Annotated in this window: 14 protein-coding genes and 1 pseudogene; 7 read left to right on the top strand and 8 right to left on the bottom strand. The window is 68.5% G+C overall.

The window, feature by feature from the left end:
- Nucleotides 1-9 precede the first annotated feature (9 nt).
- The 4 genes from def to BKA15_RS27320 all read left to right on the top strand — a co-directional run bounded on the left by def (nt 10) and on the right by BKA15_RS27320 (nt 2,553).
- Nucleotides 10-594: a peptide deformylase gene (gene def / locus BKA15_RS27335; protein ID WP_312879427.1), complete on the top strand. Its 585-nt coding sequence runs from the start codon at nt 10-12 to the stop codon at nt 592-594.
- Nucleotides 595-626: 32 nt separating this feature from the next.
- Complete coding sequence (locus tag BKA15_RS27330) at nt 627-1,865, top strand: SGNH/GDSL hydrolase family protein (protein ID WP_179756320.1); 1,239 nt, start codon at nt 627-629, stop codon at nt 1,863-1,865.
- A 62-nt stretch (nt 1,866-1,927) separates the two neighbouring features.
- Nucleotides 1,928-2,266 carry an acetamidase/formamidase family protein gene (locus tag BKA15_RS27325; protein ID WP_179756318.1) on the top strand — a complete coding sequence of 113 codons (339 nt, stop codon included), beginning with the start codon at nt 1,928-1,930 and terminating at the stop codon, nt 2,264-2,266.
- Entirely contained in the window at nt 2,263-2,553 is a 291-nt protein-coding gene (locus BKA15_RS27320) for a hypothetical protein (RefSeq protein WP_179756316.1), read from the top strand. Before BKA15_RS27325 ends, BKA15_RS27320 begins: the two co-directional genes overlap by 4 nt.
- Here the strand turns inward: BKA15_RS27320 and BKA15_RS27315 are convergent.
- A complete protein-coding gene (locus BKA15_RS27315; RefSeq protein WP_179756314.1) occupies nt 2,537-3,487 on the bottom strand; it encodes a phosphotransferase family protein in 951 nt (316 codons plus the stop codon). The genes BKA15_RS27320 and BKA15_RS27315 overlap by 17 nt on opposite strands.
- A 461-nt stretch (nt 3,488-3,948) precedes the next feature.
- Between BKA15_RS27315 and BKA15_RS27310 the strand changes: the two genes are divergently transcribed.
- Nucleotides 3,949-4,176, top strand: coding sequence for a hypothetical protein (locus tag BKA15_RS27310; protein ID WP_179756312.1), 228 nt, complete (start codon nt 3,949-3,951; stop codon nt 4,174-4,176).
- 162 nt (nt 4,177-4,338) lie between these two features.
- Here BKA15_RS27310 and BKA15_RS27305 read toward each other — a convergent pair whose 3' ends face one another.
- The 3 genes from BKA15_RS27305 to BKA15_RS27295 all read right to left on the bottom strand — a co-directional run bounded on the left by BKA15_RS27305 (nt 4,339) and on the right by BKA15_RS27295 (nt 8,073).
- Nucleotides 4,339-4,530 (bottom strand): YbdD/YjiX family protein, encoded by a 192-nt coding sequence (locus BKA15_RS27305; protein ID WP_179756310.1) that lies wholly within the window; start codon nt 4,528-4,530, stop codon nt 4,339-4,341.
- 11 nt (nt 4,531-4,541) lie between these two features.
- Nucleotides 4,542-6,818, bottom strand: a complete 2,277-nt coding sequence (locus BKA15_RS27300) for a carbon starvation CstA family protein (protein ID WP_179756308.1) — start codon at nt 6,816-6,818, stop codon at nt 4,542-4,544.
- A gap of 70 nt (nt 6,819-6,888) precedes the next feature.
- On the bottom strand, nt 6,889-8,073 hold the full coding sequence (locus tag BKA15_RS27295; RefSeq protein WP_179756306.1) for a DUF418 domain-containing protein: 1,185 nt from the start codon (nt 8,071-8,073) through the stop codon (nt 6,889-6,891).
- Between the two features lie 75 nt (nt 8,074-8,148).
- On the opposite strand from BKA15_RS27295, the gene BKA15_RS27290 reads away from it, so the two are divergent.
- The gene (locus tag BKA15_RS27290; protein WP_179756304.1) at nt 8,149-8,772 is read left to right on the top strand and encodes a TetR/AcrR family transcriptional regulator; all 624 of its coding nucleotides are present in this window, start codon (nt 8,149-8,151) and stop codon (nt 8,770-8,772) included.
- On the opposite strand, the gene BKA15_RS27285 is transcribed toward BKA15_RS27290, so the two are convergent.
- Entirely contained in the window at nt 8,755-9,585 is an 831-nt protein-coding gene (locus BKA15_RS27285; protein WP_179756302.1) for a GntR family transcriptional regulator, read from the bottom strand. The two genes, BKA15_RS27290 and BKA15_RS27285, sit on opposite strands and share 18 nt — an antisense overlap.
- Between BKA15_RS27285 and BKA15_RS35915 the strand changes: the two genes are divergently transcribed.
- Nucleotides 9,577-11,028: a sulfatase family protein gene (locus tag BKA15_RS35915; RefSeq protein WP_179756300.1), complete on the top strand. Its 1,452-nt coding sequence runs from the start codon at nt 9,577-9,579 to the stop codon at nt 11,026-11,028. The genes BKA15_RS27285 and BKA15_RS35915 overlap by 9 nt on opposite strands.
- 42 nt (nt 11,029-11,070) lie before the next feature.
- On the opposite strand, the pseudogene BKA15_RS27275 reads toward BKA15_RS35915, so the two are convergent.
- The 3 genes and pseudogenes from BKA15_RS27275 to BKA15_RS27265 form a co-directional block, all read right to left on the bottom strand.
- Nucleotides 11,071-11,687: pseudogene (locus tag BKA15_RS27275) on the bottom strand (DUF1961 family protein).
- A 77-nt stretch (nt 11,688-11,764) separates the two neighbouring features.
- On the bottom strand, nt 11,765-13,129 hold the full coding sequence (locus BKA15_RS27270) for a sulfatase family protein (protein WP_179756298.1): 1,365 nt from the start codon (nt 13,127-13,129) through the stop codon (nt 11,765-11,767).
- The gene (locus BKA15_RS27265) at nt 13,126-14,097 is read right to left on the bottom strand and encodes an acetylxylan esterase (protein WP_179756296.1); all 972 of its coding nucleotides are present in this window, start codon (nt 14,095-14,097) and stop codon (nt 13,126-13,128) included. The genes BKA15_RS27270 and BKA15_RS27265 overlap by 4 nt, the downstream gene beginning before the upstream one ends.
- Nucleotides 14,098-14,103: the final 6 nt, after the last annotated feature.

Below are 14,103 nucleotides of genomic sequence, written 5' to 3'. Positions count from 1 at the left end.
CCTCCTTCGGTGACGACCCTGACCGACCTGACCAGCGGTGGCACGATCCTGCCGATCACCCGTTGGGGAACTCCGGTCATGCATGCCAAGACTCGCCCGGTGACCGAGTACGGGGACGAACTGCACCGGCTGATCCGGGACATGTTCGCCACCATGCGGGCCGCCGACGGGGTCGGCCTGGCGGCCACCCAGGTCGGCATCGACCTCAGCGTCTTCGTCTACGACTGCCCAGACGATGATCATCAGCGGCAGCTCGGCGTGTTCTGCAATCCCGAGGTGGAGCTTCCCGAGGGCAAGGACCGGGTGCTGGAGACCGAGGAGGAGGGCTGCCTCTCCCTCCCCGGCGCGTACGTCGAGCTCGCCCGCCCCGACCGCGCCGTCTGCCGCGGCCAGGACGCCTTCGGCCAAGATCAGGAACTGGTCGGCACCGGCCTGCTGTCCCGGTGCCTGCAGCACGAGACCGACCACCTGCTCGGCACCGTCTTCGGCGACCGGCTCTCCGGCCGGCTCCGGAAGAAGCTGTATCGCCGGCACGAGGAGCTGGCCGACGAGTACCCGGTCGACTGGCCGGTGAGTCCGCGCAAGGACTCCTGAAGCGCCACAACGTCGAGCCGCGGGGAGCGCGAATGAATGATCATGAGGAGCACGTCCGAGCCTTCCTCGCGGCGGCGACCCTGGAACGGCGCGACCTCGACCGGTTCCTCGACACCGGCGAGCCCAACTGGGCCAGGTTCGACGCCGAGCTCGGCTATGTGCCCAACGACTCCCGGGTCGTCGACGGCCATGGCGGGGCGACCAGCACGTACCGCTACGGCGAGCTCGGCGAGCGACTCGTGATCAACTACAGCGACCGACCGTGCCGGATCAACAGCTTCGGCGACAGCTTCACCCAGTGCCACCAGGTGAGCGACGGCGAGACCTGGCAGGAGTACCTCGCCGCGAACCTGGGCGAGCCGATCCGCAACTTCGGCGTCGGCGGCTACGGCGTCTACCAGGCGGCGCTCCGGCTGCGGCGGGTTCAGCCGACGAACATCGGCACCGAGTACGTGATCTTGAACATCTTCCTCGATGATCACTACCGGAACCTGGACGCCTATCGGCTGCTCCGGGTCGGATCGGATTGGTGGCGCGAACAGCGCGAGCTGCCGGTCGGCATGTTCCACGCCAACCCGTGGCGCCATGTCCGATTCGATCCGTCCGGCGGGCTCGCCGAACAACCCAATCCCTGCCCCACCTCGGAGTCCCTCTACGACCTGTGTGACACGGACTTCCTGATCGAGACCTTCGGCGCCGACCCGGTCGTCCAGCTTCTGGTCGCGGAGCAGACCGGCGATTTCGCCTTCGTCCGCGAGCATGCCGAACTCGCGCACTCTCTGGGCGTCGAGTTCGACACGACCACGGGGGCTGCAATGGCGGCGTCGGCCCGTCGCCTCTACACGGCCTGCGCCTTCCGGTCCTCGATCGAGATCATCGAGTCCGTACGCAGCGAACTCGCCAGCCGTGATCAACAACTGCTGATCCTGCTCAGTTATCCGGCTGGAGCGGTCGCCGACGCCTGCGCCGGACTACCTCGGGCTGACCAGGACTTCGTCCGGCGACTCGACGACCTCGGCATCGACTACGTCGACGGCCTGGCGGCGCACCAGCGAGACTTCGAGGCGTTCTCCCTCACCCCGACCGATTACGTCGATCGCTACTACTGCGGCCACTACACGCCGGCGGGCAACCACTTCTTCGCGATGAACGTCGCCAAGTCGGCCATGATCGACTGGCTCGACCCGAGGCCGCCCGCCTACCGCAACGAAGCCGGCCCGGTCGACGGCGCCGCCTCGCGCCGTCACGACCGACCTGATCCCGTGAGCTGAGCGAGCCTGCAACGACGACTATTGGATCGCACTTCGTCTCATGATCATCTACGATCCCGTGAATGCTGCGCATCACGCGGGACCAGCTGATCGGTCTGGACAGCTCTGAGCTCCCGGCAGCCGTCACCGTGCGTTCGGGTGACCAGTTCGTCGCTGAGACGATTGCGTGCACCGTTTCGCCCTTCCTCACCGGCCCGATCGATGTCGAGGGCCTCGGTGCGGGAGACAGCCTGGCCGTCACGATCGACGACATCGACGTCAGAGGCCCGGGCTGGATCGGCTTCGCCGGCACCCGGCTGGACTGGGAACCCTGGGGCGGAGTCCTCCGGGATCGGGCCGGCGCCAGTGTCGAGAGGGCGACCACGTCATCAAGGACACTCGTCCACACCGACCGCTGGTGAGCCACGGCGCCGGCCTGTCGCATCTGTGCAGCCGCTTCGTCGAGAGCGAGTCCTACCGTCAATGCATTTCGGACGCAGCGATGCACGTGGCCTACGCCCAGGATGTCTCGTTCGAGGAGGCCAACGCCTGGCTCGGCGCGATCGGCGATCTTCGCGTGTCCAGCGTCGTCGCCCACACCCCGACCTACCGAATGGACGTCCCCCACGAAGTCCTCCGACCGGTTGTTGAACTGTTGAGCGAAGTCGACCGACCGCTGCTTCCCAGCTCACCTACCCGAGGTCGCTGACGAGGGAGCGCACCTGGCGACCAGACCGCGCGATGCCGACAGGGTCGTGCTGATCCACGCCGAAGGTCAGCGAATCCAACGCGATCAGGAGGGTGTGCAGGTCCAATCGGCGTCGGTACGTCTCGTCGGCCGGTGCACCGAAGCCGAGCAGCAGCGGTGACACCTCCAGCTGTGGTTCGCGGACTCGGAGCACGGCCAGATCATGCACCGGGGCGCCCGCCTGCCAGTCACCGAAGTCGATCATCCCGGTGACGGCGATCGAGTCCCCACCGTCGCCCGTCACGAAGATGTGCTTGCCACTGAGATCGCCATGGCAGAGCACCCACTCCTCGACCGGGAAGTCACGGACGTATCCCGCCAACAACTCAATGATCTGGTCGAACTCGGTCGCCGAGAACCCGCCGGCGAGCACCTGGTCCCGTTTTGCGCATCGGTCAGCCAGTCCAGCGGCCATCACGGTCGACCAGTCGAGCTCACTCTCGACCCGGATGCCGTTCAGCCGGGCCATCAACTCGCCGAGTCGAATCAGCACCTGCCGCACCTGCTGCTCCGAGAGCCGCTCGATCACCTGACTCAACGGACGCCCCGGCACCGTCCGCTGCACCATGACCGGAAACCCGCGGTCGCCGGCGTCGATCGTGTCGAGCAGCAGAATCTCCGGCGCGGGAACGCCGGCCGCCCTGGCCAGGGCGATCGCCCGAGCCTCGGCGGCCGATGCCGAGGGACTGATGTCGTCGTCGAACCTCAGAATCCGGATCATCAGATCCTGGTCGTCCGCAGCTCGAACCCGGTAGACCTCGTTCGAGTAACCCTCCAAGATCCGGTCCGCACGGAGGATCTCGGCTCCCACCGCCCGGCGCACGACGTCGGCCAGGACCGAGCGCGGAGTACTCGGCTGAGCGAGCTGCCATTCGCCGAAAGAGCCGATGCGCATGACGCCATCCCAGCAGCCCCGGAACTTTGGGCCAAGCGGATTGTCGGCGCCACCCGCCCGGAGCACATCGGCGTGGATCCATCGTCCGCGCGCGCCCGACTACCAACGTCTCCGGTTGCGTCGAGTGGACCCAAAGGGCACGGATTCGTCGGGCGGAGCTGCCATTTGGGTCCGTTCGGCGACTTGCGGGTTGGAAGCGCGAGTGTGCGGCGCCGCGGAGCGTGGTTGCGCCGCTGAGGCTCGACGGCTGCACAGGCACCGCCCTTTGCGTCGACAAGGGAATGACAGGCGCCATTGCGAGCGGCACCGGATGGACGGGAGGCGGAGTCATCCGTACGCGCGGGCCACGCAATCGACGGCCGTCCAGGGATCCGGGTTAGCCTGGCCCCGCAACGACCAACCGGCACTCCACGCGCCGATGCAGAGATGAGTCCCACGACCAGCAGATCCGAGGTGACCACGTGTCCTTGTACGACGATCTTGGAGCGATGCGTTGCAGAATCAAGCACGGCGACGGCTCGGATGTCGACCTGGACGACGTCCGGATCCTGCTCGCCCGGGCCCAGGATTACATCCAGCGCACCGATGCGATCGCCGAGGCATCCCTGGTGCGAGGCGATGCCGTCCGACAGCTGCTTGCCGATTGGTCGATGTCGACAGGTAACGCTGAACGGCAGCCAACCGACTGATCTGTAGTGAATTCCAGCCGGTCAGTCGCGGCGGAAATCCACAGCGGTCGAGACCCTGCGGTGGGCGCCATCAGCGGACCAGCGAGTGGCGCGATTTTGCACTTTGCTGCCCGGAGAGATCGATTTCCCGGCCGTTGAGCGGCAGCAAAGCATTCGCCGGCGTCAGCAGCAGCGGCCCTGCGGGTTGCGTTCCTGATCATCGGTACGGGCTCGCCAGAACTCGCGCTCGGAGAGGGCCGGCTGCTCGGGATGGTGCTGCCGCTGATGATCAAGGTAGAGCTGGTACGCGTTGTCGCCCATCACTGATGTGACGTACCAGCGCACGGAACGCCAGACGCGTCCGACCATGATCATCGGAGGCGCCATCAGTGACCGACCCCGCTGGGCTGCTTCTCTGCCGGCAGCGCCGCCCACTGCTTCATCAGGTCGCGTTCCGGCTTGCTGGCGAACAGGCTGGCCGGGGCGTAGCGGCCGGCCGGCTGGGCCGGCAGTTCGGTGCTCGGGCCGCCGCCGGCGCGGAGCAGGGCGATGGTCCGGGCGATCGCGATGGCGATCACGATGATCGCGAGCGTGACGAAGATGATCGACAGCGTGCCCTGGACGAACGTGTTGCGGACTACGGCCTCCATCGCCTCGCGGGTCCTGGCCGTGCCGAAGCTGGTCTCGCCCCGCTCCAGCGCCGCCCGGAACGCGCTGTGCTGCGCCCAGTAGCCGACCGCCGGCACCGGGGAGAAGATCTTCTGCATCGAGGCCGTGATCGTCACCACCGCGGTGAACGCCAGCGGTACGGCGACGATCCAGAGGAACCGGCCGGCGCCGCGTTGCCGGGCCACGATGGACAGGCAGACCGCCAGCGCGATCGCGGCCAGCAGCTGGTTGGCGATGCCGAACAACGGGAACAGCGTGTTGATGCCGCCGAGCGGATCGGTGACCCCCATCAGCAGGATCGAGCCCCAGCCGGCGACCATGATCGCCGTACAGACCCAGGCGCCGATCCGCCAGTTGGTGTCCTTGAACCTGCCCCAGACGTTGCCCAGCGCGTCCTGCAGCATGAACCGGGACACCCGGGTGCCGGCGTCCACCGCGGTCAGGATGAACAGCGCCTCGAACATGATCGCGAAGTGGTACCAGAAGCCCATCAGGGACGTGCCGCCGATGAACTGCTGCATGATGTGGGACAGCCCGAGCGCCAGGGTCGGTGCGCCGCCGGTTCTGGAGACGATCGACTCCTCGCCCACGTTCCGGGCCGTCTCGGCGAGCAGTTCCGGGGTGACGTTGACCCCGGCCAGGCCGAGTGAGTTGACGAACGCCGCCGCGCCCTCGACGGTGCCCTGGGTGACGGCGGCGGAGGAGTTCATCGCGAAGTAGATGCCGCGGTCGATCGAGATCGCCGCGAGCAGCGCCATGATCGCGACGAACGACTCCATCAGCATGCCGCCGTAGCCGATGAACCGGGTCTGCCGCTCCTTCTCGATCAACTTCGGGGTGGTCCCGGACGAGATCAGGGCGTGGAAGCCGGACAGGGCTCCGCAGGCGATGGTGATGAAGAGGAACGGGAACAGGGCGCCGGTCCAGACCGGCCCGTTGTCCCGGCCGGCGAACTCGCTGAACGCGGGCACGCTGATCTCGGGCCGGACCAGGATGATCGCGACCGCCAGCATGACGATCGTGCCGATCTTCATGAACGTGGACAGGTAGTCCCGCGGCGCCAGCAGCAGCCAGACCGGGAGTACGGCGGCGACGAAGCCGTAGATGATGATGCCCCAGGCGATCGTCGGCCGGTCCAGGTGGAAGATCGCCTGGCCCCAGTCGGTGTTGGACACCCAGCCGCCGGCGATGATCGCGAACAGCAGCAGCACGAACCCGATCAGCGAGATCTCGGTGATCTTGCCCGGCCTGATCCAGCGCAGGTAGACGCCCATGAAGAGAGCGATCGGGATGGTCATCAGGATGCTGAAGACGCCCCACGAGCTCTCGCCGAGCGCGTTGACCACCACCAGCGCCAGCACGGCCAGGATGATCACCATGATCACCAGCGTGCCGATCAGGGCCGCGATGCCGCCGATCACGCCGAGCTCGTCGCGCGCCATCTGGCCGAGCGAGCGGCCGCCGCGCCGCATCGAGAAGAACAGCACCAGGTAGTCCTGCACGGCGCCGGCCAGGATCACGCCGACGACGATCCACAGCGTGCCGGGCAGATAGCCCATCTGCGCGGCGAGCACCGGCCCGACCAGCGGACCGGCGCCGGCGATGGCGGCGAAGTGGTGCCCGTACAGGACCCGGCGGTCCATCGGCATGAAGTCGCGGCCGTTGGCCTTGTATTCGGCCGGGGTGGCCCGCCGATCGTCCGGCTTGAGCAGCTTGCGCTCGATGAACTTGGCGTAGAAGCGGTGCGCGATGAAGTACGTGCACACGGCGGCGAAGACGAACCAGATCGCGTTCACGGTCTCGCCGCGGACGATCGCGATCATGGTCCAGCCGAGGCCGCCGAGGATCGCGATCAAGGTCCAGACGATGATCCGCCGCGGGGTCCAGCGGCGCTCCTCCGCTTCCCGTACCTGATCATCGACGGCGACCGGCGGCAACCCGGGGTCCTCCACCAAGGCCGAATCCGAACGCCCTCCGTCTGCACCGTTGCTCATCCCGACACCTTCCCGCGCCAACGCCGTTCCGGTGATCGTAACAGCGCGTCCCCGCTGCCCCGCGGCTTCGTTACTGACCTGTTTCGGACGCCCGACGTCCACCCAGCGAGACCAGTCGGCGGAGCAGGATCTCGGCCGGACCGCGGTGCCCGAGTCGGCGCATCAGGTCGGCGGCCAGCAGCGACGCGAGCCAGATGATCACCGCCAGGATCGACGCTCCGGTGATCCCGAGCCGGTCCCCCAGTCCGAGCCCGTACGGGTAGCAGACCGCGACGAAGATCACCGACTGGACCAGGTAGAACGTCAGCGAGCGCCGCCCCAGCGCCTGCAGCGCCGTGGCGAGGAGTCCCGGTCGCCGTTGGCCCGACGCGGCCACGGCGATGAAGCCGATCACGCCGATCCCGCCCACGAAGCCGGTCAGCGGCTGCAGAAACGTCGCCAGGGCGACACCGGCAACGGTCGGCTCCGGCCAGGAGCCGGTCTGGATCAAGATCGCCGGCACGGCTCCGGCCAGCGCCACCAGCGTGCTGCCCACACCGATCCCGAGCAGCAGCCGCCGGTGCCGTTCGGGCTGCTCCAGCAGCCGGCGGCGGGCGGCCCAGATTCCCAAGATCACCGCGGGCAGCACCAGCACGACACCGATCACCAGTCCGGCCGGCCAGCCCAGCACCCGCTCGATCAACAGCGCCCACGGATCGCGGGCGCCAGGATCGAACCCGTTCAGCGCGTACGACGAGACGCCCTGGGACAACGGGTACCACAGAAGAACTCCGGCCAGCCCGACCGCCGGCACGGCCGTCCCGGCCGCCACCCGCAGCAAGGTCGCGTCCCGGGCCCGGAGCAGCCCGGCGAACAGCACGGCGACGAGGCCGTACCCGGCAAGGATGTCGACCGGGGCGAGCAGCGCGACGTGCAGGAAGCCGATCATGATCAGCCAGCCACCACGGCGCCGGATCAGCCCGCGCACCTCCGCGTCGCTCTCGGCCGGCGGCCGACGATCGGCGAGCTGGACCAGCGCATACCCGAACAGGAAGGCGAACATCGATCGCGCGTGGTTGTTGACGAACAGCAGGTGCAGCACCTCGGTGACCGCGTCGGCCCCACCTGGAGCTCGAGCCACGACGGTGAACAGCGGTGCGTGGGCCAGCGCGATCACCAGCAGCATCAGGCCGCGCGCCAGGTCCGGCGCCGGCGCCCGGCCGCCCGGAGCATCGACCCTCGGCCCGCGCTCCTCGGCCGTCAGGCTTCCCGTCATCTCGACCCCTTAGCAAGTCAACTGTATTGACTCGCTACTGTAGCAATACACTCGACTTGAGTCCAGGAGGTCACGATGCAGCATCGCGTCGACCACGAGCAGCGGCGGCGCAAGCTCGTCGACGCGCTCTGGCGGCTCGCCGAGACGCGCGGCCTGGACGGGGTCGGCATGCGCGAGATCGCCAAGGAGGCGGGCGTCTCGCTGGGTCAGCTGCAACACTATTTCTCCGGCAAGGAGGAACTGCTGCTGGTCGCGCTGACCCAGAACGGCGAACGGGCCGGCGCCCGGGTCCGGCAGCGGCTCCAGGACCTCGGCGGCCGGGCCACGCCCTACCGGATCATCCGTACCTCGTTGCAGGAGATGCTGCCGCTGGACCGGGAGAGCCGCGCCGGGCTGCTGGTCCACCTGGCCTATCTGTCCCGCGCCGTCCACGATGATCAACTGCGCGCCATCACCAAGGACGCCACGACGCCGCTCGCGGCCCTGTTCGCCGATCAACTGCGCCGGGCGGCCGAGGACGGCGATCTCGCGGCCGATCGCAACCCGGAGACCGAGGCGGGGCTGCTGATCTGCCTCGCCGAGGGCCTGACCAACTACGTGCTGCTCGACGTCTACACCGCCGAGGTCGCGCAGTCGATGCTGGACGACTACCTGGCCACCTTGTTCACGCCCGCGGCGCGGTCAGGTCACGACCAGTGAGCTGAACTCGTACGGTGGATCGATGCGGGCCGCCAGGTCTTCCGCCGGCCGTTCCTGATCGATGTCGAAGACGATGCGCTCTCCGACGTAGCGGACGATCACGAGTTGTACCGGGCGGTCCTCACCGTCGAGGATCCGCAGCCGTTGCACCATCAGCGCCGATCCGATGGCGATGTCGAGGAGCTTGGCGATGCGAGGTTCGGCCGGCTCGGCGATCATGGTGCCGCGGGCGCTGCGCGGCCGGCGCCCGATCGCCGCGAGCGCCGCGTGCAGGGAGCCGGTGAGGTCTCGGTCGCGGACCGCCCCGCAGTCCTGCGGGAGGATCACGTCCTCGATCGCGATCGGGGTTCCGTCGCCGCACAGCACGCGGCGGAGCGTGATCACCGATGCGCCGTCGGGCTGGTCGAGATCGGCGTTCTCGGCCCTGGTGCCGAGCCGGTCGCCGAGATCGATCACCTGCGCCGAGGGAGTCCGGCCCTGGCGATGCATGTGTTCGGTGAAGGACAACAGCCTTGCCATCCGCCGGTGCACCGCCCGTTTGGCGACGTAGGTGCCGCTGCCCCTTCGGCGGATGATCAAGCCTTCGGTGACCAGCGTCGCGACGGCCTGGCGTACGGTCATCCGGCTCACCCCGAACCGCTCGGCGAGTTCGCGATCACCAGGAAGGAGGTCACCGTCGGCATAGTCGCCGAGTTCGGCGCGCAGGCGTTCGGTGATCGCCGCGTGGATCGGCCGGTCGTCAGCCATCAGCACCTCACAGTTATCTAGACTTCTTCGACAAGCAACTCTAGTACGATCTCGGGCGTGACTCACCCTCGAAGCGAGCGGCCCAACATCGTGTTCATCCTCACCGACGATCACGCAGCGCATGCCATCGGCTGTTATGGGAGTCAGGTCAACCAGACGCCGCACCTCGATCGGCTCGCCGCCGCCGGCGCCCGGCTCGATGCCTGCTTCTGTACGAACGCGATCTGCTCCCCGTCCCGGGCGTCCATTCTGTCCGGCACCTACAGCCACGTGAACGGCGTGACGAGCATCTACTCGCAGATCGACTACCGGGTGCCCAACTTCCCCCAGGCCCTGCGCGAGTCGGGCTACCGGACCGCCCTGTTCGGCAAGTGGCATCTCGGCGAGCAGGAGCCGCATCTGCCCCGGCCGGAGGATTTCGATGCCTGGCAGGTCTTTCCCGGTCAGGGCGAGTACTTCGACCCGGAGATGATCACCGCTGACGGGACGACCAGGGTGCCCGGCTACGCGACCGACATCGTCACGGATCTCAGCCTGGACTGGCTTGATCAACAGTCCGGCGCCGAGCCGTTCTGTCTGATGATTCACCACAAGGCGCCACACCGGCCCTGGCAGCCGCACCCGAAGCATCGTGATCTCTACCCGGTCGGCAGCATCCCCGAACCGGCGACGCTGTTCGACGACTACGAGACCCGAAGCGACGCGGCGCGGGCCGCCACGATGAAGATCGCCGATGATCTTCCGGATCATGATCTTCGCGTCGCCATGCCGCCCGAGCTCGCCGGCGAGGAGAACCGCGAGGAACGGACCCGCTGGTTCTACCAGCACTACCTGCGCGAATACCTGCAGACCGTGCAGTCCGTCGACGACAACGTCGGGCGCGTGCTCGACTACCTCGACGACCACGGACTCGTCGACAACACGATCGTCGTCTACACCTCCGACCAGGGCTTCTTCCTCGGTGATCATGGTTGGTACGACAAGCGCTTCATCTACGAGGAATCGCTGCGGATGCCGTTCCTGGTCCGCTGGCCCGGCCGGATCTCCCCCGGTACGACCGTGGACGAGATCATCACCAACGTCGACTTCGCGGCCACCTTCCTCGATGCGTGTGGGCTGAAGCCGGGCGACGTGCTGCCGACCGGCCAGGGCCGCAGCGCGCTCCCCCTGCTGGAGGGCGAGCGACCGGACGACTGGCCGCGATCCCTGTACTACCGCTACTGGGAGCACGACGACCCGAACCACCACGCCTGGGCCCACTACGGCGTCCGCACCGCAACACACAAGCTGATCTACTTCTACGCCGATGGCCTCGGCACCGACGGATCCTCCGACCGGGTGTTCCCGCCCGCCTGGGAGCTGTACGACCTCGTCGCCGACCCGAACGAGCTCACCAACATCGCCGACGACCCGGCGGCCGCCGAGATCAGGGCCGAACTCGAACGGGAGCTGGCTCGCCTGCAGGAGCGGTACGAGGACGTACCTCACGCAACCTCGCCGCCAGGCTGATGATCTTGGCCGGCGATCCGAGCTGCCGGCCACCCGCGCCGCTCATGAATCGGGGACCGGCACCGCCCGCAGCACCTCGAGATTCGCGTACTCGGCGATCAAGGGGGCCATCTGGCGGAAGCCGATCTTGCCGCCGGTCAGGGGCGGGCCGCCGACGGTGCCGTCGTCGGTCCACCGCAATGACACCAGCCCGTCGATCGAGAACTCGATCCGGCCCCGCACTTGACGATCATCATGCGGTACGGCGGCTCGGCCTCGATCACCGACGGAATCGGATCAGCCCCTTGGGCCACCAGGTGGAAGCCATGGCTCTTGCGCAGGTTGCAGGTGTGGAAGCGCGGCTCCTCGGGGAACCGCCGCCGGAAGTAGGACACGTGATAGGCGTCGATGTCGCCGTGGTGATACTGCTCGTACGGTCCGTTGCGCTCGGCGAGAGCCGGATCGAGGACGTCCTCACCGCCGCGGCCGCGGGCGGCGAAGAACAGGATGCACAGGCCGGGTTCGTGGAGCGGGAAGAAGTCCCAGGAGACGGCCACGTCGGACGGGAAGGTCTCCGGGCACCAGAGGACGAGATTCGCCGCCTGTCCCGCACCCGGATCGGCCGTGCTCTCCAGGCGGAGCCGGCCCCGCGGGAAGCTGATCACTCCCGGTCCCTCCATCCGGAAGTCGGCCAGGTCCCGGGCGCCGGCCAGCGGGTTCTCGTACAGGAGCTCCCCGAGTTCGGACGACGCCGGCCTCATCGCGGTGGCACCCCGACTTCGGGAACATGCCGCGCGAAGCGGTCGTCGCCGACGGCACAGTGTTCCCGGAGCCGGCGGCGGTGATCATCGAGGATCGGCTGATGGCGGCCGCTGGTGGCCAGATTGATCAGTTGCCCCGGGTCCTGGCCAAGATCGAACAGCTGCTCCCGGTGCAGTCCCCAGGAATGACAGAGGTAGGCGTACCGCTCGGTCCGGACCAGGCGGCCGAGCAGGGTCGACATAACGGGCGGCGGCATCAGGCCAGGAAAGGTCCACTCCGTCTCGACGACGATGTGCTCCCGCCACTGCGGCCGAGTCGCGTGGCCCGACTCCAGCAGCGGCCGGACGCTCCGCCCGGCCCGGTTCCCGGCCGGCTCGATCCCGGCGTAGTCGCACAACGTGGGCAGCAGGTCCAGCCCGACCGAGACGAGTTCCGTACTGGTCCGGCCTGCGGCCGACCCTCCGGGCGGAACGACGATGAACGGCACACCGGCCGCCTCCTGATACAGAACCTTCTTCTGGTTCCACTGGTGGGCACCCTGCATGTCGCCGTGGTCCGACGTGAAGATGATCAAGGTGTTGTCGCGGAGCCCGGCGGCGTCCAGGCCGGCCAGCAACGTCGCGATCTCCGCATCGACCCGTTCGCACAGCCGGTGATAGGCGTAGCGATAGCGGCGCCAGCGCTCCTCGTCCCACTGCTGGGTCGGGTGCACCATCCAGGCGAACTGCTGGACCTGGCGCAGCGCCTCGGGCTCCTCCGAACCCGCGGCGAAGTTGGGTGGCAGCAGCGGAAGCTCACGCCAGTCGGGATCGGGCAGCTCGCCCGAAGGGGGCCGCTGGCCCCGAGCCCATTCACAGATTCCATGTGGCTCGTTGAAGGACGCGACGAGCAGGAACGGTGCGTCCCTCCGCTCGGCGGCCGTCAGGTAGGTGCTGCACGCCTGCGCCAGCCCGTCGTGCGTACCGGAGAAGATCTCGTCGAATCCGCTCGTCGCCCGGCCAGCCGGCCCCGGCCGGCCACCCTCGTGGGCGACCCCGGGGACGTGCCACTTCCCGGCGTAGGCACATTCGTAGCCGGCAGCGGCGAAGATCCGGCCGAGCGTGTCGGCCGGGAAGGACTCCGGCACGAGCGCGATGTTGTCGTTCACGCCGAGGGCGGACGGCATCAGTCCGGTGATCATGGACGCCCGCGACGGCGCACACAACGGGCTGGTGCAGTACGCGTGCTCGAACCGCACCCCGGTCCGAGCCAGCGAGTCGATCGCCGGCGTGGCCAGGTCGGCGTTGCCGGCGCAACTCAGCGCGGTCGCCGACTGCTGGTCGGTCATGATCACCAGCACGTTCGGGCGGGTTGCGTTCACGAGGCCGCTCCCCATGATCGTGAAAGGAACCTGCGCTGGTCCGCCAGCAGCGCCCGGCCCTCCGCTTCCCGACCCGGATACTCCAGGTGCCCCGCCGTCAGCAGGAACCGTTCCCGGACTCCGGCCAACCCGTTGTGGACGGCGAACTGGCCGGGCGGCGGTACGGCCGGATCGGCGAGGGCCAACCCGACGTGGGTGGGGATCGTGATGAAGCCGGCCGCGGCGGCGGCGTCGAAGTAGCGCAGGACCTCCAGCACTTCGGGATGGTCGAGCGCATACAGCCGGACCGACTCGCCGCTGCCGGTGCACGGAAGCGTCACCCGCAACGGGTGATTCCCGAAGCTCGGCACCACCAGACAGGCCGCATGGATCCGGTCGTCCCACGGCAGGGCGAGCGCGCCGATGCCGCCACCGAAGCTGCCGCCCAAGTAGTCGATCCGCGCCGCCGCCTCCGGTACCAGCTGAACCAACGCGCTGACGGCACACCAGGTGTCGGCCACGCAACCGCCGTGAACATAGCGATCGCGGTGATCGATGCCGTGCAGCACGTGCGTCCCGCCCCGGGTCGGGAGGCCCGGCTGCTCGCCGCGGACCGGCAGGCCGCGCGCGGTCAGGAACAGCACCGCTGCCCGCTCCACCGGGACTTCCGCCTCCGGCGCCGCCCGGCCCCCGTAACCATGGCCGACCACGAGCCCGCGCTCGACCTGCCCGTCGGCGGGCAGGCTGAGCCAGCCGCCCAGCCGCAGGCCGTCGGTCGAGGTGAACTCGATGTCCCACAGCCGCGTGCCGGCCGGGCCGGTGTCCCCGCTGGCCCGCATCCGGGCGACCGGGTCGACGGCCCGGGCGGCCCGGTACCGCGCGGTCCAGAACTCCGCGAAGTCGCCCGGTGCAGCGGGCGCTTCGACCGCCAGCAGATCGTGGAGTGAGTAGCCGTAACGGGCATCGATCCGGGCCTGGCTGTCGGTCAAGCCTCC

Origin of the sequence: Microlunatus parietis, assembly GCF_013407955.1 — a bacterium.
GTDB classification, from domain to species: Bacteria; Actinomycetota; Actinomycetes; order Propionibacteriales; family Propionibacteriaceae; genus Microlunatus; species Microlunatus parietis.
The sequence above is the reverse complement of the archived record's forward strand: the minus strand, read 5'-3'. Positions and strand labels throughout refer to the sequence as shown.

Excerpts from the sequence above, each read along its gene's own strand:
- BKA15_RS27315 (WP_179756314.1), bottom strand. The coding sequence starts at position 3,487 with ATGCGCATCGGCTCTTTCGGCGAATGGCAGCTCGCTCAGCCGAGTACT.
- BKA15_RS27290 (WP_179756304.1), top strand. The coding sequence starts at position 8,149 with ATGCAGCATCGCGTCGACCACGAGCAGCGGCGGCGCAAGCTCGTCGAC.
- BKA15_RS27295 (WP_179756306.1), bottom strand. The coding sequence starts at position 8,073 with ATGACGGGAAGCCTGACGGCCGAGGAGCGCGGGCCGAGGGTCGATGCT.
- BKA15_RS27330 (WP_179756320.1), top strand. The coding sequence starts at position 627 with ATGAATGATCATGAGGAGCACGTCCGAGCCTTCCTCGCGGCGGCGACC.
- BKA15_RS27325 (WP_179756318.1), top strand. The coding sequence starts at position 1,928 with ATGCTGCGCATCACGCGGGACCAGCTGATCGGTCTGGACAGCTCTGAG.
- BKA15_RS27305 (WP_179756310.1), bottom strand. The coding sequence starts at position 4,530 with ATGATCATGGTCGGACGCGTCTGGCGTTCCGTGCGCTGGTACGTCACA.
- BKA15_RS27300 (WP_179756308.1), bottom strand. The coding sequence starts at position 6,818 with ATGAGCAACGGTGCAGACGGAGGGCGTTCGGATTCGGCCTTGGTGGAG.